22 protein-coding genes are annotated in these 24,692 nt (G+C 73.8%); 8 read left to right on the forward strand and 14 right to left on the reverse strand.

The features are described from left to right. Nucleotides 1-5 precede the first annotated feature (5 nt). The 3 genes from ACGFIR_RS22680 to ACGFIR_RS22690 all read left to right on the forward strand — a co-directional run bounded on the left by ACGFIR_RS22680 (nucleotide 6) and on the right by ACGFIR_RS22690 (nucleotide 3,570). A complete protein-coding gene (locus tag ACGFIR_RS22680; protein WP_393146959.1) occupies nucleotides 6-1,094 on the forward strand; it encodes a ubiquinol-cytochrome c reductase iron-sulfur subunit in 1,089 nt (362 codons plus the stop codon). Further along, nucleotides 1,091-2,713, forward strand: a complete 1,623-nt coding sequence (locus tag ACGFIR_RS22685; RefSeq protein ID WP_393002059.1) for a cytochrome bc complex cytochrome b subunit — start codon at nucleotides 1,091-1,093, stop codon at nucleotides 2,711-2,713. Before ACGFIR_RS22680 ends, ACGFIR_RS22685 begins: the two co-directional genes overlap by 4 nt. Before the next feature lie 179 nt (nucleotides 2,714-2,892). Continuing rightward, on the forward strand, nucleotides 2,893-3,570 hold the full coding sequence (locus tag ACGFIR_RS22690) for a DUF4142 domain-containing protein (RefSeq protein WP_393002061.1): 678 nt from the start codon (nucleotides 2,893-2,895) through the stop codon (nucleotides 3,568-3,570). Nucleotides 3,571-3,655: 85 nt separating this feature from the next. On the opposite strand, the gene ACGFIR_RS22695 is transcribed toward ACGFIR_RS22690, so the two are convergent. The 5 genes from ACGFIR_RS22695 to ACGFIR_RS22715 all read right to left on the reverse strand — a co-directional run bounded on the left by ACGFIR_RS22695 (nucleotide 3,656) and on the right by ACGFIR_RS22715 (nucleotide 9,154). Beyond that, nucleotides 3,656-3,943: an Lrp/AsnC family transcriptional regulator gene (locus tag ACGFIR_RS22695; protein WP_088999172.1), complete on the reverse strand. Its 288-nt coding sequence runs from the start codon at nucleotides 3,941-3,943 to the stop codon at nucleotides 3,656-3,658. A gap of 36 nt (nucleotides 3,944-3,979) precedes the next feature. Next, on the reverse strand, nucleotides 3,980-4,885 hold the full coding sequence (locus ACGFIR_RS22700; RefSeq protein WP_393146961.1) for an NDP-sugar synthase: 906 nt from the start codon (nucleotides 4,883-4,885) through the stop codon (nucleotides 3,980-3,982). Next, nucleotides 4,882-5,424: an NUDIX domain-containing protein gene (locus ACGFIR_RS22705; protein ID WP_393002065.1), complete on the reverse strand. Its 543-nt coding sequence runs from the start codon at nucleotides 5,422-5,424 to the stop codon at nucleotides 4,882-4,884. The genes ACGFIR_RS22700 and ACGFIR_RS22705 overlap by 4 nt, the downstream gene beginning before the upstream one ends. Nucleotides 5,425-5,476: 52 nt before the next feature. Continuing rightward, entirely contained in the window at nucleotides 5,477-7,270 is a 1,794-nt protein-coding gene (locus tag ACGFIR_RS22710; protein WP_393002899.1) for a RelA/SpoT family protein, read from the reverse strand. A 129-nt stretch (nucleotides 7,271-7,399) separates the two neighbouring features. Continuing rightward, nucleotides 7,400-9,154, reverse strand: a complete 1,755-nt coding sequence (locus ACGFIR_RS22715; protein ID WP_393146963.1) for a DEDD exonuclease domain-containing protein — start codon at nucleotides 9,152-9,154, stop codon at nucleotides 7,400-7,402. Nucleotides 9,155-9,281: 127 nt separating this feature from the next. On the opposite strand from ACGFIR_RS22715, the gene ACGFIR_RS22720 reads away from it, so the two are divergent. Continuing rightward, the gene (locus ACGFIR_RS22720; protein WP_393002069.1) at nucleotides 9,282-10,691 is read left to right on the forward strand and encodes an NYN domain-containing protein; all 1,410 of its coding nucleotides are present in this window, start codon (nucleotides 9,282-9,284) and stop codon (nucleotides 10,689-10,691) included. A gap of 142 nt (nucleotides 10,692-10,833) precedes the next feature. Next, the gene (locus ACGFIR_RS22725) at nucleotides 10,834-11,046 is read left to right on the forward strand and encodes a hypothetical protein (protein WP_393146965.1); all 213 of its coding nucleotides are present in this window, start codon (nucleotides 10,834-10,836) and stop codon (nucleotides 11,044-11,046) included. 38 nt (nucleotides 11,047-11,084) lie between these two features. Here ACGFIR_RS22725 and ACGFIR_RS22730 read toward each other — a convergent pair whose 3' ends face one another. The 4 genes from ACGFIR_RS22730 to ACGFIR_RS22745 all read right to left on the reverse strand — a co-directional run bounded on the left by ACGFIR_RS22730 (nucleotide 11,085) and on the right by ACGFIR_RS22745 (nucleotide 14,324). Beyond that, nucleotides 11,085-11,864, reverse strand: coding sequence for an ABC transporter permease (locus ACGFIR_RS22730; RefSeq protein WP_393146967.1), 780 nt, complete (start codon nucleotides 11,862-11,864; stop codon nucleotides 11,085-11,087). Then, a complete protein-coding gene (locus ACGFIR_RS22735; protein ID WP_393146969.1) occupies nucleotides 11,861-12,820 on the reverse strand; it encodes an ATP-binding cassette domain-containing protein in 960 nt (319 codons plus the stop codon). Before ACGFIR_RS22735 ends, ACGFIR_RS22730 begins: the two co-directional genes overlap by 4 nt. A 72-nt stretch (nucleotides 12,821-12,892) precedes the next feature. Further along, nucleotides 12,893-13,738 carry a DUF4097 domain-containing protein gene (locus tag ACGFIR_RS22740; protein WP_393146971.1) on the reverse strand — a complete coding sequence of 282 codons (846 nt, stop codon included), beginning with the start codon at nucleotides 13,736-13,738 and terminating at the stop codon, nucleotides 12,893-12,895. Nucleotides 13,739-13,808: 70 nt separating this feature from the next. After that, the gene (locus tag ACGFIR_RS22745; RefSeq protein ID WP_393002078.1) at nucleotides 13,809-14,324 is read right to left on the reverse strand and encodes a hypothetical protein; all 516 of its coding nucleotides are present in this window, start codon (nucleotides 14,322-14,324) and stop codon (nucleotides 13,809-13,811) included. Between the two features lie 213 nt (nucleotides 14,325-14,537). Between ACGFIR_RS22745 and ACGFIR_RS22750 the strand changes: the two genes are divergently transcribed. Both ACGFIR_RS22750 and ACGFIR_RS22755 read left to right on the forward strand, forming a co-directional pair. Next, nucleotides 14,538-15,797: a M48 family metallopeptidase gene (locus ACGFIR_RS22750; protein WP_393146973.1), complete on the forward strand. Its 1,260-nt coding sequence runs from the start codon at nucleotides 14,538-14,540 to the stop codon at nucleotides 15,795-15,797. Next, nucleotides 15,794-16,918, forward strand: coding sequence for a glycosyltransferase family 4 protein (locus ACGFIR_RS22755; RefSeq protein ID WP_393146975.1), 1,125 nt, complete (start codon nucleotides 15,794-15,796; stop codon nucleotides 16,916-16,918). The genes ACGFIR_RS22750 and ACGFIR_RS22755 overlap by 4 nt, the downstream gene beginning before the upstream one ends. A 112-nt stretch (nucleotides 16,919-17,030) precedes the next feature. Here ACGFIR_RS22755 and ACGFIR_RS22760 read toward each other — a convergent pair whose 3' ends face one another. The 5 genes from ACGFIR_RS22760 to ACGFIR_RS22780 all read right to left on the reverse strand — a co-directional run bounded on the left by ACGFIR_RS22760 (nucleotide 17,031) and on the right by ACGFIR_RS22780 (nucleotide 24,017). Then, on the reverse strand, nucleotides 17,031-18,686 hold the full coding sequence (locus ACGFIR_RS22760; protein ID WP_393147287.1) for a putative bifunctional diguanylate cyclase/phosphodiesterase: 1,656 nt from the start codon (nucleotides 18,684-18,686) through the stop codon (nucleotides 17,031-17,033). A gap of 115 nt (nucleotides 18,687-18,801) precedes the next feature. Continuing rightward, nucleotides 18,802-19,611 carry an SAM-dependent methyltransferase gene (locus ACGFIR_RS22765; protein WP_393002084.1) on the reverse strand — a complete coding sequence of 270 codons (810 nt, stop codon included), beginning with the start codon at nucleotides 19,609-19,611 and terminating at the stop codon, nucleotides 18,802-18,804. Nucleotides 19,612-19,832: 221 nt separating this feature from the next. Further along, nucleotides 19,833-20,501: a response regulator transcription factor gene (locus ACGFIR_RS22770; protein ID WP_007072219.1), complete on the reverse strand. Its 669-nt coding sequence runs from the start codon at nucleotides 20,499-20,501 to the stop codon at nucleotides 19,833-19,835. A 7-nt stretch (nucleotides 20,502-20,508) separates the two neighbouring features. Then, entirely contained in the window at nucleotides 20,509-22,200 is a 1,692-nt protein-coding gene (locus tag ACGFIR_RS22775) for a GAF domain-containing sensor histidine kinase (protein ID WP_393002086.1), read from the reverse strand. 14 nt (nucleotides 22,201-22,214) lie between these two features. Beyond that, entirely contained in the window at nucleotides 22,215-24,017 is a 1,803-nt protein-coding gene (locus tag ACGFIR_RS22780) for an AMP-dependent synthetase/ligase (protein ID WP_393002088.1), read from the reverse strand. 215 nt (nucleotides 24,018-24,232) lie between these two features. On the opposite strand from ACGFIR_RS22780, the gene ACGFIR_RS22785 reads away from it, so the two are divergent. After that, nucleotides 24,233-24,688 (forward strand): SRPBCC family protein, encoded by a 456-nt coding sequence (locus ACGFIR_RS22785; RefSeq protein ID WP_393002090.1) that lies wholly within the window; start codon nucleotides 24,233-24,235, stop codon nucleotides 24,686-24,688. Nucleotides 24,689-24,692 lie beyond the last annotated feature (4 nt).

The following is a 24,692-nucleotide window of genomic DNA, read 5'->3' on the forward strand; positions in this document are numbered from 1 at the left end:
ACGGCATGACCACGCACACCGAGCACCAGGCTCAGCAGGGCCGGGAGCCGCTCGACGTGAACACCCCCGGGCTCAGCCAGTTCGACATCGTCCGGGAGGGCGCGCGCCGGGACGACATCGAGATCGTCCACTACGAGCCGCAGGTCGCGCCGGGCAGCAAGGCCGAGCGCCGGCTGACCCGTACGGTCGCCTCGTTCTTCCTGCTGACCGGCCTGGCGGCGACCGCCTTCCTGGTCATCTACATCTGGTGGCCGTGGGAGTACACCCCGGGCAGCGGCGGCGACAAGTGGTACACCCCGCTGCTCGGCGTCACCCTGGGCGTGGCCCTGCTCGGCATCGGCTTCGGCATCCTGACCTGGGGCAAGAAGCTGCTGCCGAAGGAGGTCTCGATCCAGGACCGGCACGAGGGTGCCGTGGCCTCCGACGACCGGATCATCACCGGCCAGACCATGCTCTACATGGCCGACGAGCTGGGCGTGAAGCGCCGGCCGCTGCTCGGCATCTCGCTGCTGGCCGGTCTCGCGCCGGTCGGCGCGGTCGCCGCGGCGCCCCTGGTCGGCGGCCTGATCTCCCAGCCGCACAAGAACAACCAGATGTTCACGACCGGGTTCGCCCCGGCCGAGAACGGCCAGAAGGTCCGCCTGGTCCGCGAGGACGGCCGTCCGGTGCGTCCGGCGGACGTCAGCGCGGGCGGCCAGATCACGGTCTTCCCCGGCATCCCGCACGGCGTGAGCAACCTGCACGCGGACTCGCCGACCCTGCTGATCCACCTGCGCGACTTCGACGCGGAGAAGTCGCGTCAGGCCAACGAGCGGGAGCAGCACGGCGGCTACATGTGGGGCAACTACGCCGCGTTCTCCAAGATCTGCACGCACGCCGGTTGCCCGGCGAGCCTGTACGAGCAGCAGACCAACCGCCTGCTCTGCCCGTGCCACCAGTCGCAGTTCCTGATCACCGACAACGCCCGGCCCATCTTCGGCCCGGCCAGCCGACGGCTGCCGCAGTTGCCGATCGAGGTGGACGCCGAGGGCTACTTCGTGGCCAAGTCCGACTACACCGAGACCGTCGGGCCCGACTTCTGGGAGCGGCCGTGAAGCGGCGCAAGTTCGACATGGCAGCTGTGCCGGGCAACGCCGCCCGGGGAGTGGACGACCGCTTCCAGGTGGCCACCCCGCTGCGCCGGCTGCTGAACAAGGTCTTCCCGGACCACTGGTCCTTCCTGCTCGGCGAGATCGCGCTGTTCTCGTTCATCGTCCTGCTGCTGACCGGGGTCTTCCTGACCTTCTTCTTCGAGCCGGCGATGACCGAGGTGGTCTACAACGGCAGCTACGCCCCGCTGCGGGGCACGCCGATGTCGGCCGCGTACGCCTCCAGCCTGGACATCTCGTTCGACGTCCGCGGTGGCCTGATCATGCGGCAGATGCACCACTGGTCGGCGCTGCTGTTCATGGCGGCCATCGTGGTGCACATGCTCCGGGTCTTCTTCACCGGCGCGTTCCGCAAGCCGCGTGAGACCAACTGGATCATCGGCTCGCTGCTGTTCTGGGTCGGCTTCCTCGCCGGCTTCACCGGCTACTCGCTGCCGGACGACGGCCTCTCCGGCACCGGTCTGCGGATCGCCTCGGCGATCATGCTCTCCATCCCGGTGATCGGCTCCTGGGTCACCTCGTCGGTGTTCGGCGGGGAGTTCCCGGGCACGATCATCATCAGCCGGTTCTACATCGCCCACGTGCTGCTCGTCCCGGGCCTGCTGCTCGCGCTGATCGGCGCCCACCTGGGCCTGGTCTTCAAGCAGAAGCACACCCAGTGGCCCGGCCCCGGCCGGACCAACGGCAACGTGGTCGGCGAGCGGATGTTCCCCCGCTACGCCATCAAGCAGGGCGGCTTCTTCATGGTCGTCTTCGGCGTGATCGCGCTGCTGGGCGGCCTGTTCCAGATCAACCCGATCTGGCTGTTCGGCCCGTACGAGGCGTGGGTGGTCTCGGCCGCCAGCCAGCCCGACTGGTACGTCATGTTCCTCGACGGCTCGACCCGTCTGATGCCCGCCTGGGAGATCAACATCCCGATCGGCGACGGGTACGTGATCCCGCCGCTGTTCTGGCCGACGGTCGTGCTGCCGGGCATCCTGGTCGGCCTGTCGACGCTCTATCCGTTCCTCGAGGCCCGGCGCCTCAAGGACACCCGGAGCCACAACCTGCTCCAGCGGCCCCGGGATGTGCCGGCCCGTACCGGCCTGGGCGCCATGGCGCTGGCGTTCTTCATCGTGCTGACCCTCTCCGGTGCCAACGACGTCATCGCCGACAAGTTCCAGATCAGCCTGAACGCGATGACCTGGGCGGGCCGGATCGGTCTGCTGATCCTGCCGCCGTTGGCGTACTACGTCACCTACCGGATCTGCCTGGGCCTGCAGCAGCACGACCGTGAGGTGCTCGCCCACGGTGTCGAGACCGGCATCATCCGGCGCCTGCCGGACGGCCGCTTCGAAGAGGTGCACCAGCCGCTCGCCCCGGGCGACGGCCACGGCCACGGTCTGGAGTACGCCGGCTGGGTCGTGCCGAAGAAGATGAACCGGCTCGGTGCCCTCGGCCCGGCCATCCGGGGCTTCTTCTACCCGATCGAGAAGCCGGCCGAGGCGCCGGTCTCGCCGGGGCACCCGCCGGTCGAGCCCCGACCGGAGCGGGAGGAGATCGGCAGCGGCGAGAGCCGCCGCTGACCCGCGACACCCCCGACGTGGCGCCCACCGGAGTCCTCCGGCGGGCGCCACGTCCGTTTCCGCCCGCCGACGCGTCGACACGGGCGTGTCGGCCGGTCGCCGCCCTCGTCGGGGGATCGCAGGAATAACCCCGGTCAGCCGGGTATGCGTGCGGTCCAACGTCTCAAGGGGGAGGAAGCATGTTGGGTATCAAACGCCTCGGCCTACTGGCCGCGCTGGTGCTGGTGGGGGTCGCGCCGGCTGCCGCGGCGCAGGCCGCGGTGCAGCCGTCACAGCAGGACACCCAGTACCTGCAGGCCATCCATCAGGTCAACCTGTTCGAGATCACCGCCGGTGGCCTGGCCGAGCAGAAGGGCCAGAACCAGGGGGTCAAGGACCTGGGGGCCCGGCTCAAGACGGACCACACTGAGCTCGACCAGACGGTGCAGCAGACCGCGTCCCAGCTCGGTGTGGAGTTGCCGAGTGAGCCCACCGCGGACCAGCAGTCCGTCATCGACCAGCTCAACAACGCCAGCGGCGAGGAGTTCGACCGGCTCTGGGTGACCAGCGAGCTGGCCGGCCACGTCCAGGCCATCCAGGCCACCCAGACGGAGATCTCGCAGGGCTCCGAACAGTCGGTGGTCCAGCTGGCCCAGACTGCCCTGCCGACGCTCCAGGCGCACTACGACGCGCTGGTGCAGTTGGCCGAGCAGTTGGGCATCCCGGTGCCGCAGACCAGCGCCAGCGGCACCCCGAGCCCGGGTGGCACGACGCCGGCTCCGGGCGGCACCAGCACCGAGACCCCGGCTCCGGGCGGCACCACCGAGTCGCCGGCTCCGGGCGGCACCTTCGAGACGCCGGTTCCCCAGCAGAGCTGACGTCCGCGTACGACGACGGCCGGTCCACCCATCGGTGGGCCGGCCGTCGCACATCCGGGCCGGCGGCCTCGGGCGGGGGTCCGCGTCAGTCGGCGTTCGCGAGGCCGATCGCGAACGCCTCCTCCAGATCGTGCTGGGAGTACGCCCGGAAGGCGATGTGCGACTCGGTGTTCAGCACCCCCGGCACCTTCGAGATGCTGCCGGCGATCACCTGGGCGATCTGCTCGAACTCCCGGACCCGGACCATCGCGATCAGGTCGACGTGGCCCGCCACCGAGTAGACCTCGCTGACGCCGGGCAGGTTGGCCAGGTTCTCGGCCACCTCGGGGATCGAGTCGGTGGCGCAGTCGATCAGCACGATCGCGGTGATCACGGGGCACTTCTCCGTTCGTCGGCGTCGTCGCCCATGCTAGATGTTCCCCCGCCGCCGGGACGGCGGTGTGCCGGGGACGGTGAGGTCGGTACCGGCGCGGACCGCGTCGCGCAGGCGCTCGCCGGGGCCCACGGTGGCACCGGGCCAGACGACCACGCGCTCCACGTCGCCGTGGACGACCGCGCCCGCGCCGATCACCGCCGAGCGGCAGCGGCCCGTCACCGTGGCCGTCGGGTCCACCAGGTTGCCACCGCCGGCCGCGTGCAGGTTGGCCGCCAGGTAGTCGGCCGGGGTGCCGGTGTCGAGGAAGGTGCCGGCGTACGGCACGACGGTCAGCGCGCCGGCTGCCTCCGCCGGCCGCCAGACGGCCCGGACGAGGTCGCCGAACTCGACCGGCAACTCCCGCACCAGCCGCCACGGCAGCAGGGAGAAACCGGTGAACACGTGCCCGTCGAAGGTGCCCGGCGCCGTCGGGTCGGCGGCGGGCTGGCCGAGCAGGCGTACGGAGTCGCCGTCCCAGCCGTCCAGCAGCGCGGCGATGTCGGGGCCCGGGGGGCGCGCCGGGTCGGCGAGGTAGGCGTCGGCGTTGCCGACCAGCACCCCGCGCCCGGCGATCCACTCCCGTAGGTTCGCCACCCCGCCCGCGGTGCCGAGAGGGTCGCCCGGCTCCACGGAGAGGTGGCCGCGGCCCCCGACGTGGTCGACGACCTGCTGGCCGAGGTAGCAGGCGTTGACGGCGACCCGGGCGGGCCCGACCAGGCCGAGCCCGGCCAGCCGGTCGAGCGCCCGGTCGAGCAGCGGCGCGTTGCCCACCGGGCAGAGCGCCTTGGGCAGCCGCTCGGTCAACGGCCGCAGCCGGGTGCCCTCCCCGGCGGCGAGCACGACCGCGCAGACCGCCCGGGCCGCGACGGGCAGGTCCCGATCGGCCGGGCCGGCGGTCACGGCTTCGTGTCGGGCACCGGTGGCGGGAACTGCCCGGCCAACGGCCCGATGTCGTAGTAGGCGAGCAGCCGGGCCGTCGGCCAGGTCAGCTTGGGCAGGTCGTCCAGCGGGTGCCAGGCGGCCTCGAAGACCTCCGCGCCGTCGACCTTCAGCTCGGTGCTCGACGCCGGCACCTCGGCGGTGAACACGACGTCGACCCAGCCCTTGGCGTGCACCACGGCGTTCGGCACGGCGGGGCTCAGCTGCCGGGGCGAGAGCCGGACGCCCGACTCCTCGTACAGCTCGCGGGCGGCGCCCACCACCGGTGCCTCGCCCTTCTGCAACAGGCCGGCGGGCAGCCCCCAGCCCCTGCCGGGTGGCTGGCGCAGCAGCAGCAGCCGACCCGCCCCCTCGGCCTCGCTGTCCCGGACGAGGGTGACCGCGCCGACGATGTACTTCGGCACGGCCAGCCGGACCAGGCGGCGGCGTACCGGCAACGGCAGCCGGTAGAAGACCTGGTAGGCGACGGCCCGACCGGTGGCGCGGGAGCGGGAGATCATCCGTCCAGGCTAGTGGCCGCGAGGAACGTTCGGAGCACCTGGGCCGTAGCCGTCACTGCCGGTGGTCCACCAGGTCGATGAGCTGGCGTACGACGGCGTCCGGTTCGATCACCCGGTCGAACACCGCGACCAGCAGGGTCTCCAGGTCGGGATAGCCCAACTCCTCCGACAGCCGCAGCAGCGGCAGGTCGCTGGCGAGGCCCCGGTTGTGCTTGCGCAGGGCCAGCCCGATGGTGGCGCGGCCGAGCCGGACCTTGTCGGTGATGGAGATGCCGGGCTCGGTGTGGTCGGCGAACCACCGGCTGATCTGCATCTGCGCCTGCGGTGACTTGACGAAGCCGAGCCACTCCCGCCGGGGGCCGCGCGGGGCGACGGCGGCGTCGAAGCCGTTCGCCGCGTCGGTCTCGGTGAAGATCTCCACCACGTCGCCCTCGTCCAGTTCGGAGGAGAGCGGGGCCAGCCGGCCGTTGATCCGCACCGCGAGACAGTGGTCGCCCCGCTCGGTGCCCAGTTCGTACGCGAGGTCGACCGGGGTCGCCCCGGCGGGCAGCACGACCTGCCGCCCGTCGGCGAAGACCTGGATCTGCGCCTCGGCGAGGTCGCACCGCAGCGATTCGAGGAACTGGGCCGGATCGGCCGTCTCCTGCTCCCAGTCGAGCACCCGGCGCAGCCAGTCGAGCTGCTCGGCGCGGGCCGCTGCCGTGCCGGCGCCGGAACGCGGGAAGCGGAAGTCGGCGGCGACGCCGTACTCCGCCGAGCGGTGCATCTCCTCGGTGCGGATCAGCACCTCCACGGTGCGGTCCTTGGGCCCGCAGACGCTGGTGTGCAGCGAGCGGTAGAGGTTGTTCTTGGGGGAGGCGATGAAGTCCTTGAACCGGCCGGGGACCGGCCGCCACGTGCCGTGGATCGCGCCGAGCGCCGCGTAGCAGTCGGTGGGCGGGCCGTCCACCACGATCGCGATGCGGGGCAGGTCGAAGGGGACGCTGTGGCCACCGGCCACCGTGTCCTTCCAGATCGAGTAGAGGTGCCGGGAGCGGGGGGTCACCACCGCGTCGACCCGGCTGCGGCGCAGGGCCGACCTGGCCCGGGTGACCACCTCGTCGAGGTACGCGTCCCAGCCCGGCCGGTCGTGCACGTGCCGGGCGATCCGGGCGTGCTCGTCGGGCTCCAGGTGCAGCAGCACCACGTCGTCGAGCTCGCGCTTGAGCATCTGGATGCCGAGCCGGTCGCAGAGCGGGACCAGGACCTCCTGCGTCTTGCGGGCGATCCGCTCCCGCGACGCGGCGGACCGGACGCCCAGGGTACGCATGTTGTGCAGCCGGTCGGCCAACTTGATGATCAGGACCCGGACGTCCTTGCCGGCCGCGATGATCATCTTGCGGATCGTCTCGGCCTCGGCGGCCTTGCCGTAGAACGCCTTGTCGAACTTGGTCACCCCGTCGACCAGGTGCGCCACCTCCCGCCCGAAGTCCTCGGCGAGCGCCTGGAGGGTGTAGCGGGTGTCCTCCACGGTGTCGTGCAGCAGCGCGGCGACCAGGGTGGTGGCGTCCATGCCGATCTCGGCGCAGATCTGGGCCACCGCCAGCGGATGGGTGATGTAGGGCTCGCCGCTCTTGCGGAACTGCCCGCGGTGCATGTTCTCCGCGATGGTGTAGGCCCGGCGCAGCACGGAGGGCTCGGTGCCGGGGTGGATCGTCCGGTGGGTCCGGACGAGCTGCCCGACCGGATCGGTGTCGGCGGTGGGCCAGCTCAGCAGCGAGCGCAGCCGGCGGGCCAGCGGCAGCTCGCCCGGTTGGGTCGGGAGGGCGCCCCCCAGGGCGGCGCCGCGTCCGGCGTCGACGTCCACGTGGGACACCTCCTCACCCCGGCCCCACGCCGCCGACACCCGGCAAGCGGGGAGCAGGCCCACGAAACGGGCAGGACTGCACTTCTCTAACAGACTAAGGGAGTCGAGGTAGTCCGATCGGTCACTTGGTCATGGGCGTTCGGTCGAGCTTTGGTGGGAAGCGGCGTTCTCGGCCTTGGCCAGCAGGTCACGGAAGCGGGCCGCGCCGGCAACCGGGGACGCCCAGCCGGAGGACATCTCCACCAACCGGGTCTCCGGACGTTCCAACCAGGACAGGATGCGTTCGGTCTCCTCGGCGGAGGCGCGCGGGACCGGGCCGTGACCGGGTAGGACGGTCTCGGCGGTCGCCCGGATCGCGGCGATCGTCGGTCGGGGGTGGACACCGGGGGGCGAGACACCGGCCCCGGCCAGCCGGCCGTGCCGCACGAGCGCCAGCTCCCAGCCGCCGCGGGCCGCCGGGCGGGCCGCCGCCAGCTCGGCGATGCCGGTCAGCGCCGTCAGCCGCTGCATCCGTACGGTCGCCCGCAGCACCGCCGCCAGCCGGGACCGGGCCACCGCCGCCTCCTCGTAGCGCTGGGCCTTCGAGAGCGCGTCGATTCGGGCGAGCAGGGCGTCGACCACCACTCGGGGGTCGCTGGCGGTGGCGGTACGGAACGGCGCGACCGCGCGGGCGTCGTACTCCTCGGGGGAGATCCGGTGCTCGCAGGGCGCCGGGCAGCGACCCAGCTCGGCCAGCGCGCAGGCCGGCGTGACCGTGCGCAGCGAGAGCCGGTGGGTGCACTGGCGCAGCGGCACGGCGTCGTGGAAGCCGGCGGCGGCCAGCTCCGCCGCCCGGCGGGAGCTGAACGGCCCGAGGTAGGCGGCGTCGCCGGGGGAGATGCCCCGCACCACCGACAGCCGCGGGTACGGCCCGTCGGTCAGCTTCAGCCAGAGCATCCGCTCCGGAAACTTCGAGCGCCGGTTGTACGGCGGGGCGTGCGCCGCGATCAGCCGCAGCTCGCGCACCTCCGCCTCCAGCGAGTGGGCGCACTGGACCGCCTCCACCCGCTCCGCCGCGGCGAGCATCTCGGAGATCCGGGCCCGCTTCTCCGCCGCCGTGAAGTAGCTGCGCACCCGGGTGGCGATGTCGCCGGAGGTGCCGACGTAGAGCGGTCGGTCGTCGGCGGCCCGGAAGATGTAGACCCCCGGCGCCTTGGGCAGCCCCTCGGCCAGGTGCCGCTTGCGGCGCTGGGTCGGGGTGACCGCCCGGGCGAACTCGATGGCGTCGCCGACGGTGTCGACCCGGTGCCCGGCCAGGCGGGCGATCAGCCCGTGCAGCACGTCGACGGTGGCCTTGGCGTCGTCGAGCGCCCGGTGGGTCGGCCGGGTGGCGGTGCGGAAGTAGGCCGCGAGGGTGCCCAGCTTGCGGTTGGGCACCTCGTCGCGGGTGAGCACCCGGCGGGCCAGCGCGGCGGTGTCGAGCACCCGCGGGTTGGGCCAGCGGTAGCCGTGCTTCGCGCAGGCGGCCTTGAGGAAGCCCACGTCGTAGGGGGCGTTGTGGGCGACCAGCACGGCGTCGGCGACGAACTCCAGGAAGCTCGGCAGCACCTGCTCGATCGGTGGGGCCGGCAGCAGCATGGCCTGGGTGATGCCGGTGAGCACCGTGATGAACGGCGGGATGGGCACGCCGGGGTTGACCAGGGTGGCCAGCACGCCCAGCTCCTCGCCGCCGCGCACCTTGACGGCGCCGATCTCGGTGATCCCGCCGCCGTCCGGCGCGCCGCCGGTGGTCTCCAGGTCGACCACCACGAACGTCGTCGCGTACAGCGGCAACGCCGGGTCGATCCCGCCCGCGCCCGGGTCGAAACCGGCCAGCGGCTCCTGGACGTACTCGGTCTGTGCCATCGGCGGCACCGTAGCGGTCCGGTCCGACACTCGCGTCCCATCCGCATCAGGCGTCACCACCGGTCTAGGATGAGAGATCGGCTCACTCACCGGGCGGTGGGCCCGGTCGCGGTGGGAGACTTGCCACATGCCCCTCACCGAGCCGCACGACGACCACCTCCGGCAGGAGGATCCGGTCGACGCTGTGCGTGACCCCGGTGCGGGCGCCCCCGACGAGACTGTCCCGCCCGAGCCGGAGCCCGTCCTGCCCGAGCCGGTCCGGCAGCGCATCGTGGCGCTCACCGCGGCGGTGCTGCCCGGGCTGCCCGCCGACGAGGTGCCGGTGGCGCTGCGCCGGGTCGCCAAGTTCGCCCCCAACCGCCGGGCCCGGCTCGGCGCTCCGGCGATCGCCGCCCAGCTCACGGCGGATCCGTTGTTCCGGCAGCGGGTCACCGCCCGGGTCCTCGCCGACACCGGCGACCTCGGCGCCGCGGTGCTGGAGGGCACCGCGCCGGCCGCCGCCGACCCGGTCGAGGTGGCCGCGCTGGCCTATCTGGCCCGGCCCCGGGGTTGGCGGGAGCTGATCGAGGCCAGCGGCGCGGCGGTCCGCGCCGAGGCCGACAGCGCGGTCGTCGCCGAACTGGTCCGGGAGGCCGAGCAGCGCGCCACCCGCGCCGAGCACGACCGGGCGGTGGCCCGGGTCGAGGCGGACAAGCTCCGCGACGAGCTGGCCCGGGTCCGCGAGGAGCTCGGCCAGTTGCGCGAGGAGAGCCGGCAGTTGAACCGGTCGCTGCGCGAGACCCAGGCCCGCGAGCGCAAGGCCACCGAGCTGCTCGCCACCGAGCGGGGCCGGGCGTCCCGGGCGGCGGCGGACGCCGACGCCGAGCTGCGCCGCGTACGGGCCCGGCTGGCCGAGGCGGAGGCGGCGGCGGGGGTCGCGCGGGCCAGCGCCAAGGAGGCCCGCTCGGTCGACGACGCCCGGCTCTGGCTGCTGCTGGAGACCATCGGGCAGGCCGCCGTGGGGCTGCGCCGCGAGCTGGCGCTCGACCCGGTCGACAGGCTGCCCGCCGACTTCGTCGCCGACGCCTTCGCCGACCAGTCCGGCACCACCGCGGCCGGCACCGCCGCCCGGGCCCGGGACACCGACGACCCGGCCCGCCTCGACCAACTGCTCGCCCTGCCCCGGGCGCACCTGGTCGTCGACGGCTACAACGTGACCAAGCGCGGCTTCGGGGAGATGTCCCTGGAACAGCAGCGCAAGCGGCTCATCACCGGCCTGGGCGGGATCGCCGCGCAGACCGGCGACGAGGTCACGGTGGTCTTCGACGGCGCGGAACGGATGCACGGCCTGCCGCCCACGCCGCGCGGGGTGCGGGTGCTCTTCTCCCGCAAGGGCGAGACCGCCGACGAGCTGATCCGCCGCCTGGTCCGCGCCGAGCCGTCGGGCCGCCCGGTGGTGGTGGTCTCCTCCGACCGGGAGGTCGCCGACGGCGTACGCCGGCACGGCGCGTACCCGCTCGGCGCCGACTCGCTGCTGCGCCGGCTCGCCCGGTCCTGATCGGGGCGCTTGATCGCTTTCGAGCCGTCCGCTGCCCGTTGTCCTTTTTTGTCGTACCCCGCGCCTAGCGTCGTGGTGACCGACGGTGGTCGGGCGGCGACGCAGGTGTCCCGCCCGCTGCCGCAGCCCATCAGGAGGCGAAATGCTGATCGACTGCGACGGGTGCGGTTTCCGGGGCGACGGCTGTGCCGACTGCCTGGTGACGGCCCTGTTCGACACGGGGTCGCCGGCGGCCGGGCTCGACGGCGCCGAGGTCCGGGCGATCGAGGTGTTCGCCCGGGCGGGCTTCGAGGTGGAGGTGCTGCCCGAGCCCGGGCGGGCCCGGCGCCCCGCGCGGCGTCACCGGGCCGCCTGACGACCGCGCGGCGTCACCGGGGCCGTCCGACGACGGGGTCAGCGGGACCTGTCGCGGTTGTAGAGCCTCTTCGCCCACAGGTAGCCGACCAGCGCGACACCCGCGCACCAGGCTGTCGCGACCGCCGCGTTGGTGCCGACCGGGCCTCCGGTGAGCAGGGCGCGCAGGGTCTCGATGATCGGGGTGAAGGGCTGGTGCTCGGCGAACTGCCGCAGCCCGGCCGGCATCGAGTCCGTCGGCACGAAACCGCTGCCGACGAAGGGCAGGAAGGTCAGCGGCGTGGGCAGGTTGCTCGCCGTCTCCACGCTCCGGGTGACCAGCCCCAGCGCGACCGAGAGCCAGGTGAGAGCGAAGGCGGTCATCGCCAGCACGCCCACCGCCCCGAGCCAGCCCGTCAGGTCCGCCGTGGGCCGGAAACCGATGAGCAGCGCGATCCCCATGACCACCGCGAGGCTGAGCATGGTCTGGATCATGCTTCCGAGCACGTGGCCGGTGAGCACGGACACCCGGGCGATCGCCATGGTGCGGAACCGGTCGATCACGCCCTCGGTCATGTCCATGGTCACCGACACCGCCGTGCCGGTGGCGGCCAGACCGGCGGCCATCAGCAGGATCCCCGGGGTGACGTAGTCGAGGTACTCGCCGCGACCCCCGGTGCCGCCGTTGAGGCCGGCGCCGAGCGTGCCGCCGAAGACGTAGACGAACAGCAGCAGGAACAGCGCGGGCATGCCGGCGAGCAGCACCGTCAGGGACGGGTAGCGCACCATGCGCCGCAGCATGGTGCTCGAGTCGCGTACGGCATAGGAGAGCGTGCTCATCGCGGGAAGGTCCTCGCTTCCTTGGGCTGACCGGTGAGGGCCAGGAAGACGTCGTCGAGGTCGGGGGAGTGCACCGACAGCGACTCGACGGTGATCGACTGCTGGTCGAGCTGGTCGAGCAGGGCGCGTAGCGAGGCGACGCTGCCGTCGCTCGGCACGTGCAGGGTGAATTCGTCGGGCTCGCGGGTGGACCCGGCCAGGGTGCGCAGCGCCAGGTCGTAGGCGGCGGAGTCGGCGAAGTGCAGGCTGACGTGGCCGCCGGGAACGAGTCGCTTGAGTTGGGCCGCGGTGCCGTGCGCGACCAGCCGGCCGTGGTCGAGGACGGCGATCCGGTCGGCGAGCTGGTCCGCCTCCTCGAGGTACTGGGTGGTCAGGAAGATGGTCACGCCGTCCGCCACCAGGTCCCGCACGATCTGCCACATGGCGTGCCGGCTGCGCGGGTCCAGCCCGGTGGTGGGCTCGTCGAGGAACACCACGCGGGGCCGCCCGACGAGGCACATCGCCAGGTCCAGCCGCCGACGCATGCCGCCGGAGTAGCTGGCGGCCGGCTTGCCGGCGGCGTCCAGCAGGTCGAACGTGCCGAGCAGCTGTCGCGCCCGGTCGCGCCCCTCCCGCCTGGGCAGGTGGTGCAGGTCGGCCATGAGGAGCATGTTCTCCTCGCCGGTGAGCAGGCCGTCGACAGCGGAGAACTGGCCGGTCACGCCGATCGCGGCGCGTACGGCGTCGGGCTCCCTGGCGGGATCGTGCCCGGCGACCCGCACCTCGCCGGAGTCGGCGCCGATCAGCGTGGACAGGATCCGCACCGTGGTGGTCTTGCCGGCGCCGTTCGGGCCGAGCAGCGCGAAGACGGTGCCCTCGGCCACGGTGAGGTCGATCCCGTCGAGTACGACGTGGTTGCCGAAGGACTTGCGCAGGGCGGTGGTCGTGATGGCCGGTGGGGCCTCGGTGGGTGGCATGCCTACTCCTTGTGTGCCGTGAGGTCGACCCCCGCCGGCGTCGCTGTCGGTGCGGGGCGCGGTGGCGTCGGGTCAGCCGCGGCGGATGACGATGTCGCCGAAGGAGGTGCGGGCGCTCACGCGCACGGCGCCCTCGGGCTCGCCGGGCGGGTCGTACGCCTCGAGGTGGTTCTCCACCCGGCCGAACTGGGTGTGCAGGTCGAGCAGGGCGGCGGTGCCGGAGCGCACACCGACCTCGAGCCGCCCGCTCTGGGTCTGGACCGTCACCGTGCCCGCCGAGACCTCGCCGATGCGGACGTCGCCGTTGGCGGTGGTGGCGGTGACGGAGGCGTGCGCGTGGTCGACGGCGATGTCGCCGTTGGCCGCCTTCACGCGGGCCTCGCCGGTGACGGTGCCCAACCAGCTGTCGCCGTTGCTGTTCTTGACCACCGCGTCGCCCTGGACCTCCTGCACCTGGATCCGGCCGGTGCCGGTGCTGATCCGGGCCTTGCCGGCGACGTGCTCCACCCGGACGGCGCCGGCGGAGGTGTCGAGGTCGACGTCGGCGGCACCGTCCAGCTCGATGTCGCCGGCGGCGGTCCGCAGGCGGCAGCTGCCGAGGCGGCCGTCGCTGTGGAACGTCGCCACGGAGGCGTCGCCGTGCAGGTGCGAGCCCGTCGGCAGGTCGACCGTCACGTCGACCGAGCCGGGCTTGCCGAACAGGCCGAAGCCGCGCTGGCGCGGTGCTCTGACCGTCAGCCGGCCGTCGGCGTACTCGACGCGGGTCTGCTCCGCGGCGCGTACGTCGGCTTCGCTGGCGGCGTTGCTGGGGCGGATCTCGACGACGGTGTCGGTGCGGTCGGTCGCGGTGACGCGGACGTCACCGACGACCAGGTCGACGGTGGCCGAGATCGCGGCGGGGGTGTCGAAGGTGGGCACGACGTGGTCCTTTCTGACGAGTGGGCGTCCCCGGGCGGGAACGGGTCGGCGGCGGTGCGGCGGGGGCCGGTCAGCGGGCCCAGCCGGTGTAGCGCTCCCCGCCCCGGGGGGCGCGCCGCTGCGGTTGGTTGGCCGTGCCGGTGGTCGCGACGGCGGCGCTGGCCGCCCGGACCAGCCAGGCGTTGACCGAGAGGCCGTCGCGGGCGGCGGCGTCCTCGATGCGGCCCTTGAGGTGCTCGGAGAGGCGGAAACTGATCCGGGAGGTGGCGCCCTCCTCGGCGTCGGCCGGGGGCGGGACGGCCGGCGCGGTGCCGTCCGGCTCGCCCGGGAAGCCGGGGCCGGCCGGCGGTGGCGTCACGACGAAGCTCGGCTCGCGTCCGCGCAGGCGCAGCTCGACCGAGCCGGGTGCCAGCTCGCGGGTGATCTCCGCCGCCGCCGTGGCCAGCGCGTCCAGCAGCGCCAGCCGGAGCGCCGACTCGAGCGGCCCGGCCAGCCGCTCGGCCAGCGCCCGGGACTCCTCGCCGCCGAGTTCGGCGACGCCGGCCAACTCCTGCCGGAGGTTCTCGACATACGACGTCAGGTCCATGACGCCACTATGGCACCATCATGACGCCATCACAACTGCATTCGGCTTCGTCGTGACGCCATCCTGGCGACAGGTGGCGTCGGGATGGCGTGTGCCGGCCTGGGCGGGCCGGTGCGCGGCGGGCAATAGGATGGGCGGTCACGGCGGAGGGAGCGGCATGACGCGGGTACGACGCGACGGCGCGAGCCGCGCCGCGGTGCCGGGAGGGCCCCGGTGAGTCCGCGCGGCTGGGCGGTGCTGACCCTGCTCGGCCTGACCGCGGCCCTGGTGGTGGCCGCCGCGGTGCTGATCCCGTGGCACCGGCCGCCGGCGCCCCGGGCCGACCAGCTCGCCGCGCTGGGCGACCTCCCCGCCGAGCAGGTGGCCCGCGGCCGGGAGTTCCGTTCCGCGTTGCGCCCCGCCGGCTGGGCCGCGATCGCGATCGGCCTGCTGGTGGCCCTGCTGCTCGGCCTGACCCCGCTGGGCAGCCGGCTCGTCGAGCTGGCCGGTCGCCCGTTCGGCGGCCACTGGGTCGCCCAGGCGGTCCTCGGCGGGCTCGCCGTGGTGCTCGTCGCCGACCTGGTTACCCTCCCGTTCGCCGCCTGGCGGCAGGCCGTACTCACCCGCTACGGGCTGAGCACCAACGGCTGGGGCGGCTGGACGGCCGACCTGCTCAAGTCGTACGCGGTCAGCGCGGTCATCGGCGCGGTGGCGCTGCTCGGCTTCTACACCGTCATCCGGCTCGCGCCGCGCTGGTGGTGGGCGTTCGGCGCGGCCGGCGCGGCGACCCTGGTGGTGCTGCTCTCCTTCGTGCTGCCGGTGCTCGTGGAGCCGGTGTTCAACAGGTTCACCCCGATGGAGCAGGGCCCGCTGCGCACCCAGCTCGTGGAGATGGCGGCCCGCGACGGCGTCCCCGTACGCGACGTGCTGGTCGCCGACGCGTCGCGGCGCACCCGGGCGGTCAACGCGTACGTCTCGGGGCTCGGGCCGACGCGGCGGGTGGTGGTCTACGACACGCTGCTGCGCGAGGCGACGCCGGCCGAGGTGACCGCCGTGGTGGCGCACGAGCTGGGGCACGCCAAGGACCGGGACGTCGCGGTCGGCACGCTGACCGGGGCGCTGGGCGCCGCCGCCGCGGTGGTCGCGCTCTACCTGCTCGGCTCCGCCGGCCCGCTGCTGCGGCTGGCCGGCGTCGACTCGGTCGCCCAGCCGCGCGCGTTCCCCCTGCTGCTCGCGCTCGTGACGGTGGCGGGGCTGGTCTCCGCGCCGGCGCAGGCGCTCATGTCGCGGCGGGTGGAGGCGCGCGCCGACGCGCACGCGCTCGCGTTGACCGGCGACCCGGCCGCCTTCGAGGCGATGCAGCGGCGGCTCGCCGGCATCAACCTCGCCGACCCTGATCCGCCCCGCTGGGAGTACCTCTACTCCGCCACCCACCCGTCCACGGTCGAGCGGATGGCCGCCGCCCGCGCCCATGCCAGGGAGACCGGCCGATGAGCCGTACGCTGCTGATCACCAACGACTTCCCGCCCCGCCCCGGCGGGATCCAGTCCTTCGTGCACAACCTCGCGGTGCGCCAGCCCGCCGGGTCGGTGGTCGTCTACGCCTCGACGTGGCGGGACGCGGAGAAGTTCGACGCCGACCAGCCGTTCGAGGTGGTCCGCGACCGTACCCGGGTGCTGCTGCCCACCCCACGGGTCGCCCGCCGGGCCGCCCGGCTGGCGCGCGCGTACGACTGCGACACGGTGTGGTTCGGCGCGGCGGCCCCTCTCGGGCTGCTCGCCGCGGGCCTGCGCCGCCGCACGGGCATCCGCCGGGCGGTGGCGCAGACCCACGGGCACGAGGTCGGCTGGGCCGCGCTGCCGGCCGCCCGGGCCGCGCTGCGGCGCATCGGGCGCGGCGTCGACGTGACGACCTACCTGGGGGAGTACACCCGGGTGCGGCTGGAACGGGCGCTGCACGGGGTGACCGAGCTGCACCGGCTCGCCCCCGGGGTGGACGTGGACGCCTACCACCCGTCGGTCGACGGCGAGCCGGTCCGGCGCCGGCTGGGGCTGGCGGACCGCCCGGTGGTGGTCTGCGTGTCCCGGCTGGTGCCGCGCAAGGGGCAGGACATGCTGATAAGGGCGATGCCCGAGATCCGTCGCCGGGTGCCCGACGCCGCGCTCCTGGTGGTCGGCGGCGGACCCTACCGGGCGACGTTGGAGAAGCTGGCCCGCCAGGCGGGCGTCGAGCGGGACGTGGTCTTCACCGGCTCGGTGCCGTCGGCGGAGCTGCCCGCCCACTACGCCGCCGGTGACGTCTACGCCATGCCCTGCCGCACCCGCAACCGTGGCCTGGACGTCGAAGGGCTCGGGATCGTCTACCTGGAGGCCTCCGCGACCGGCCTGCCGGTGGTCGCCGGCGACTCCGGGGGCGCCCCGGACGCCGTCCGGGAGGGCGAGACGGGCTTCGTGGTCCGTGGCCGCGACGTCGCCCAGCTCGCCGACCGGGTGGCCACGCTGCTCGCCGACCGGGACCTGGCCCGTCAGTTCGGCGCGGCCGGCCGTGCCTGGGTGGAGCGGGAGTGGCGCTGGGAGGCGCAGGCGCAGCGGATGGCCGCCCTGCTCGCCGGCTGACGGCGCCGGGCCGCGGGCGCGTCGCCCTCGAACCCGCGCGGCCATCCTGCGCGCACGGCGGAGGTAGTAGGGGCGGCGCGCTCGGGGTGCGCCCGGGCGTGGCTGCGCCCGGTCAGCGCAGGCGGGCCAGGACGCGCTCGGCGGAGTCCGGGCGGCCGAAGTGCCACCCCTGGCCGGCGTCGCAGTCGATCGCCCGTAGCCGCTCCGCCTGCCCGGCGGTCTCCACGCCCTCGGCGGTGACGGTCAGGTCCAGGGCGTGCGCCAGGGAGACGAGCGAGGCGAGGATCCGCTCGTCGGCGTGGGCCTCCGGCGCCCGCAGCCCGGCGACGAACTCACCGGCCACCTTCAGCTCGGTTACCGGAAGGTCCCGCAGGTACGCCAGGTTGCAGTAGCCGGTGCCGAAGTCGTCGATGGCGATCCGCACGCCGAGGTCGGCGAGCATCCGCAGCGCCCGGACGGGCTCCTCGGCGGTGCTCATCATGGTGCTCTCGGTGATCTCCAGCTGGAGCCGCTCGGGCGACAGCCCGGTCTGGCGCAGCAGCGCGCACACCTCCTGGACGAGACCGGCGCGGCGCACCTGCCGTACGGCCAGGTTGACGCTGACGAACGGGGCCGGCCCGTCACCGGTGGCCCAGCCCTCGGCCTGCCGGCACGCCTCGGCCAGCACCCACCCGCCGAGCGGGACGATCAGCCCGGTCTCCTCGGCCAGCCCGATGAAGCTGTCGGGGCGCAGGACGCCCAGCTCGGGGTGCCGCCAGCGCACCAGGGCCTCCATGCCCAGCAGCCGGCCGTCGCGCAGCGAGGTCAGCGGCTGGAAGTCGAGGTAGAACTCGCCCCGCTCCAGCGCCGCCGGGATGGCCGCGGAGAGCGCGTACCGGGCCAGGTTCTGGCGGTCCCGGTCGACGTCGTAGAGCACCCAGCGCGCGCCACCGGCGGCCTTCGCCCAGTGCAGCGTGCTGTCGGCCGCCCGCATCAGGTCACCGGGGGAGGCACCGGCGACCTCCCGTTCGACGATGCCGATGCTCGCCGAGACGCACAGCTCGTGTCCGTCCACCAGCACCGGCTCGCGTACCGCGTCGAGGGCGGCCTCGGCCACGGCGACCGCGTCTCCGGTGCCGGTGGTGCCCTCGACCAGGACGACGAACTCGTCGCCGCCGAGCCGGGCGACCAGGTGCCCGTCGAGGGCCCGACGGAGGCGCTGCGCCATGGCCACCAGCAGCCCGTCGCCGACCTGGTGCCCGTGCGAGTCGTTGACCACCTTGAAGCGGTCGAGGTCGAGGAAGCAGACGCCGAGGCGTCCCCCGTCGCGGGCGGGCGAGTCGATGGCCGCGCGCAGGCGCTCCGTCAACAGCGTGCGGTTGGGCAGGTCGGTCAGCGGATCGTGGGTGGCCTGGTGGCGGAAGCGCGCCTCGCTGCTGCGCAGCGCCCGTTCCGCCTCCGCCCGCGCGGTCATCGCGGCCCGGCGGATCGTCTCCTGCTCGTCCAGCGTCCGGTCCCGCAACGCGCGCGCGTACCCGGTGGTCACGGCGGCCAGCAGTCGGGCCAGCCGGTCCTCGACCTCCTCCTCGACCAGCCCGAGGTCGCGGGCCAGCCGGAGCTGGATCACCTCGACCGTCCGACCGAGCGCCTCGGCCGAGGCGATGTGGGCGGCCACCAGCTCCGTGCCCACCCGGTGCCCCACCCGCAGGTCGATCGGCTCGGCCAGCAGGGCCGTCGCGAGCTGCTCGGTGAGGCGTTGCAGCAGCGCCTCGAGGTCGGCCTGGGGCATCGGCAGGTAACTGGTGCCGGAGACGGCCTTGGCCCACGCCCGGGCGAAGGTGCCCGGGCAGGACGGGTGCCCGAGGGTGGTGCCCGTCGGGGCGGCCGTGGCCACCCCGGGCGGCTCACCCACCGAGCCGCCCGACGCCGCCGATGAAGGCCGCCCGCTCGGCGTCCTCGGCGCTGTCGGGGGACTCCGGGCGCCACTGCGGCACCCAGACCACGCCGGGATCGACCAGCTCGAAGCCGTCGAAGAGGGCGGTCAGCTCGCCGCGGCTGCGGATCCACAGCGGGTTGTCGGTCCGCCGGTAGACCCGCTCGGCGTCGGCCCGCTCGTCGTCGCCACGGCCGTCGCCGGTGGCCTGCGAGAGCACCAGGTAGCTGCCCGGCGCCAGGGCCTCGCGCAGCGTCCGCAGCAGCTCGGCCGGCCGGTCGTCGTCCGGCACGAAGTGCAGCACCGCCACGATCATCACGGCGATCGGCTGGTCGAAGTCGAGCAGCCGGCGGACGTCCGGGTGGCTGATGATCCGCTCGGGGTGGCGCAGGTCCTCCTGCACCACCACGGCGCGGTCGTTGCCCTCCAGGATCTCCCGGCTGTGGGCCACCGCGACTGGGTCCACGTCGACGTAGACCACCCGGGCGTCGGGGGCGTCGCGCTGGGCGATCTCGTGCACGTTGCCGACGGTCGGGATGCCCGACCCGACGTCCAGGAACTGCCGGACACCGGAGTCGAGGAGGAACTGCACCGCGCGGCGGAGGAAGGCCCGGTTCGCCTGCGCCATCAACGGGGCCTCCGGCACCGCCGCCACCATCGCCTGGGCCGCCGCCCGGTCGACCGCGAAGTTGTGCGAGCCGCCGAGGTAGTAGTCGTACATGCGGGCCACGCTGGGGCGCTCGATGTCGATCTCGTCGGGTGCCCAGTCCGGCCGCTGCATGCGTCCACCCCTCTTTCGGTGCGCGGAACACCGTTGCCCGCGCCGGTATTCTGCCGGCTGGCCGCCGGGGAGGCCATAGCGGGCTGCGAACCCTTCGCCGCCGTCGAGCGGCGGCCGCGAACCCTTCGCCGCCGTCATTCGCCGCGACGACGACAGGTCCGCGCCGCCTGTCGGCGGTCGCGGACCCGTCGGTGGTACGTCGGGCTCCCGGCGGGAGCGGGTCAGAACTTCGGCGCGTCCGGAGCCTCGAGCAGGCCCAGCCGCAGCGCGGTCATCAGCGCCTGAGCCCGGTTGGCCGCCCCCAGCTTCTCGTAGAGCTTCGAGATGTGGGTCTTGGCGGTGGACTCGCTGACGAAGAGCTGCTTGGCGATGCCCGCCACGCTCATCCCGTCGGCGAGCAGCCGCAGCACCTGGCCCTCGCGGGGGGAGAGCTGCGGCCCGGACGGGGCCAGCCGGCGCTTCATCGCCTCGGCCAGGTCGGCCGCCGTGAAGGCGCTGGGGGAGGAGGCGGCGTGCCGGGCGGCGGCGACGACCTCGTCGGCCGGCGCGGTCTTCGGCACGAAGGCGCTGGCCCCGGCCTCGAGGGCACCGAAGAGCTGGTCGTCGCCGGCGTACATGGTGAGCACGACGATGCCCATCGAGGCGCTGGACTTGCGCAGCGCCCGGGTGGCCTCCAGGCCGCTGCCGTCGGGCAGCCGCAGGTCCATGATCACCACGTCCGGCTGCAGCGCACCGGCCTGGCGTACCCCCTCCGCGGCCGTGGCGGCCTCTCCGACGACCTCGAACTGCCGGTCGCGCTCGAACGCGTGCCGCAGGCCCTTGCGGATCAAGTCGTGATCGTCGACAAGGAGGACCTTGGTACGGGTGGCCGGTGTCGGACTTGTGGTCATCCTCGGGTTACTCCCCTTCTGCAACGGCTGCGCTACCGCGCACGTTATCGCGCCGGGGCGACGAGCCGAGCACCACCGCAACGGTCGTGCCGCTCGGTTGCCGCGGCCTGATCTCCAACCGGCCTCGGATACGTTCCGCCCTCTCGGCCATGATCGCAAGACCGTAGTGCCCGTCGGAGCGCTGGTCAGCGATTCCCTGACCGTCATCCGACACTTCAATTTGCGCGTACGGCGGGTCGACCTCACAGGTGACCCAGAGATTCGACGCGCCCGCGTGCTTGCGCGCGTTGGTGACCGCCTCCTGGGCGATGCGCAGCAACTCGGCCTCGGTGGCGGCGGGCAGCCGGGCGGTGGACTCGTCCAGGGAAAGGTGCACCCGCAGCCCGCCCGAGGCGCCGACCGTGCGGGCGTACTCGGCGATCGCGGCGGCCAGCCCGCCGTGCCGGTCCACCTCGCTGCGCAGCTCGAAGAGGCTCAGCCGCAGCTCGGTGATCACCCGGGTCACCTCGCCGCGCAGCGTGCGCAGCGCCTCGGCGGTCTCCTGCGGGTCCTCGTCGACGTACGCCAGGGCGTTGTCGATGCCGTAGCCGACCATCACGAGTTCCTGCGCCACCCCGTCGTGGATCTCCCGGGCCAGCCGCTGCCGTTCCTCGTTGGTGGCCAGCGAACGGACCTCGTCGAAGAGCAGCGCCGCCTCCAGCCGCAGCGCGGCCGGGCGGGTCAGCCCGGTCACCCGGGACACCACGCCCGGCGGGTACGCCTGCGCCGCGTCCGCCTCCAGCACCACCAGCCCGACGGTGCGTACCCCCGCCACCAGCGGCACGATCAGCGCGGAGACGTCGCCCCCGCGGTGCGAGCGGGCCTGTGACCGGGCGGCGGTGTGCGGCTGCTGGCTGGCCCACGCGTCGGCGATGGCCGAGTCCGCGTCCAGCGTCGTCTCCCAGTCGACCCGGTCCACGCCCACCTGGGCGAGCACCACCAGCCGGCCGCCGCCGCTGGCCGACAGCACGGCCGCCCGGTCCGCCCGGGCCACCGCGCGCAGTTCCTCCAGCAGGTGCTCGGAGATGCCGCCCGGGTCCAGCGTGGCCCCGGGCAGCTGGCGGGCCACGGTGCGCAGCTGGGTGAGCAGGCGGGTCGCCTCGGCGTACGGCTGGGGCTTGCCCTCGTTGCGGACCTGGATCACCCGGTGCAGTCCAGTGGCGGCGGCGAGGCCGAGCCCGGCGAGGATCAGCCACTGGAGGCAGACCACCAGGTAGCCGGCCTGGGCGAGCTGCCGGCCCCCGTCGACCTCGGTGAGCGCGCCGGCCACCAGCAGGGTCGCCGCCGCGACCAGCAGCAGGGCGCCGCACTCGCGGAACCGGCGGCGCAGCGTGGTGACGGTCACCGGGACCGCCAGGTAGGGCAGCACCGCCGAGGCGCCCAGCCCGAGGACGCTCTCCCCGCCGACGGTGGCCACGGCGGCGACCTGACTCGCGGCCAGCCCCAGCACCAGCACCTCGGCGACCCGGCTGAGCGGGCCGACCAGCCGGTGCTCCGGCGCCAGCAGGGCGGGCAGGCCGGCGATCGCCAGCAGCGCGATCCACCAGAGCTGACCGGGATCGTGCGTGGCGAAGAGGGTCAGGACGGCGACGAGCGCCAGCATGATCACGCGCGCGGCGGCGGCGAGAGGATGCGGCTGAGGGGGCGTCGAGGCGGACACGTGACGGATCGTAGTCAGCCGCGGTAGATGTCCGCGATCTCTGCCGCGTACGACTTGTGCACGACCTGCCGCTTGACCTTCAGGGAGGGGGTCAGCTCGCCGGTCGCCTCGGTGAAGTCGCGGGGCAGGATCCGGAACACCTTGATCGCCTCGGCCTTGGAGACCGCCTGGTTGGCGGTGTCGACCGCACCCTGGATCTCGGCGCGCAGCCCCTCGTGGTCGCGCAGCTTCTCGACGGGGGTGTCCTCGGGCAGACCGGCCGAGGCGAGCCAGCGCGGCAGCGCCTCCTCGTCGACGGTGACCAGCGCGGCGATGAACGGCGCCCGGTCGCCGACCACCACGCACTGGCTGACCAGCGGGTGGGCGCGTACCTGGTCCTCCAGCACCGCCGGGGCGACGTTCTTGCCGCCGGCCGTCACGATGATCTCCTTCTTCCGGCCGGTGATGCTCAGGAAGCCGTCGTTGTCGAGCTGGCCCAGGTCGCCGGTGCGGAACCAGCCGTCCGCGCTGAGCGCCTCGGCGGTCGCCGCCTCGTTGCGCCAGTAACCCTGGAAGATCAGGTCGCCGGCGATCAGGATCTCGCCGTCGTCGTCGATCCGGATGGTGACCCCCGGCAGCGGGCGGCCGACCGAGCCGATCCGGGTCGCGTCGGGCAGGTTCGCGGCGGCGGCCGGGGAGGTCTCCGTCAGGCCGTAGCCCTCGCACACGTTCACGCCGATACCGCGGAAGAAGTGGCCGAGCCGGGCGCCGAGCGGGGCGCCGCCGGAGATGGCGTCGCGGCACCGGCCGCCCAGCGCCGCCCGCAGCTTGCGGTAGACCAGCTTGTCGAAGAGCGCGTGCTGCGCGCGCAGCGCCAGGCCGGGCCCGCCGGAGGTCTCCAGCGCCTCGCTGTACGCGATGGCGACCTGCTCCGCCCGGGCGAAGATCTTGCCCTTCCCCTCGGCCTCGGCCTTCTGCTTGGCGCCGTTGTAGACCTTCTCGAACACGCGGGGGACCGAGAGCACGAAGGTGGGGCGGAAGTCCTGCAGCTCGGCGACCAGGTTCCTGGTGTCCGCGCAGTGCCGCATGGTGGCCCGCGCCTGCACCACGCCGATCTGGATGAGCCGGGCGAAGGCGTGTGCCAGCGGCAGGAAGAGCAGGGTCGAGGCGCCCGGCCCGAACAGGTTGGGCAGCACCGGCACCGCGTTGGCGATGTCGGCGTACATGTTGCGGTGGGTCAGCACGCAGCCCTTGGGGCGGCCGGTGGTGCCGCTGGTGTAGATGATGGTGGCGAGGTCGTCGGCGCGCACCGTGGCCCGCCGACGGTCGATCTCGGCCGGGTCGACCGTATCGCCGGTGCGGACGAGTTCGTCCACCGCGTCGAGGTCGATCTGCCAGACGTGGCGCAGCTCGGGCAGCCGGTCCCGGACACCGGCGAGAAGGGTGGCGTGCGCGTTGCTCTCCACCACGCAGGCCACGGCGCCGGAGTCGGACAGGATCCAGGCGGCCTGCTCGGCGCTGGAGGTCTCGTAGATCGGCACGGTGACCGCGCCGGCCGCCCAGATGGCGTAGTCCAGCAGGGTCCACTCGTAGCGGGTGCGGCTCATCAGGCCGACCCGGTCGCCGGGCTGCACGCCGGCGGCGACCAGGCCCCGGGCCACCGCCACGACCTCGTCGCGGAACTGCCCGCAGGTGACGTCGGCCCAGGTGCCGTCCGCGCCGCCGGGGCGGACGAACTGGACCGCGTCCGGAGCGACCTCGGCGTTGTCCCAGACCGGGTCGGTGAGGTTGGCCGCGTCGCCGACGGTGACGATTGGTGGGACGGAGAACTCGCGCACCTGCACTCCCTCGTACTCACACTGGCCTGGCCTGCCGCCACCACGGGTCGGCTCTGTCGAAACCTACCCGCCCCGGCGGCCGGGACGAAAAGGCAGGTCGCCCAGCCTGTCCGCAGGCCGCCGCCGGAGCGCCCCGCGTGGCGTCGGGAGCGCCCCGCCCGGCGTGCCCGGGGCGGCGCGGCGTGGGCGTCGCCGCCGGCGGGTAGCCTCCCTGCATGGCGGACACCTCGACCCAGTCGATCGTCGTCGGCGCGTCACCGGACCGGGTGGCGGCGGTCATCTGCGACTTCCCGAGCTACCCGGAGTGGACCGAGGCGATGCGGCGGGTGGAGGTGATCGAGGAGTACGAGGACGGCTACGCCAGCCAGGTCCGGTTCACCATCGACGCCGGCGTGCTGGCCGACGAGTACGTGCTGGCCTACGAGTACGCCGAGGACCTGTCCCGGATCGAGTGGCACCTGGTGGCGCCCTCGAAGATGCAGAAGTTCCAGCGCGGCTCGTACGACCTGGAGGCCAACCCGGACGGCAGCACGACGGTGACCTACACCCTGGAGGTCGAGCTCTCCGTCGGGATGCTCGGCATGTTCCGTCGCAAGGCCGAAAAAATGATCATGGACGCGGCGTTGAAGCAGCTCAAGCGCCGGGTAGAAGCACCCGGTGCGGCGCAGTGACGCG

Origin of the sequence: Micromonospora sp. NPDC049051, from assembly GCF_043197575.1 — a bacterium.
GTDB lineage: Bacteria > Actinomycetota > Actinomycetes > Mycobacteriales > Micromonosporaceae > Micromonospora.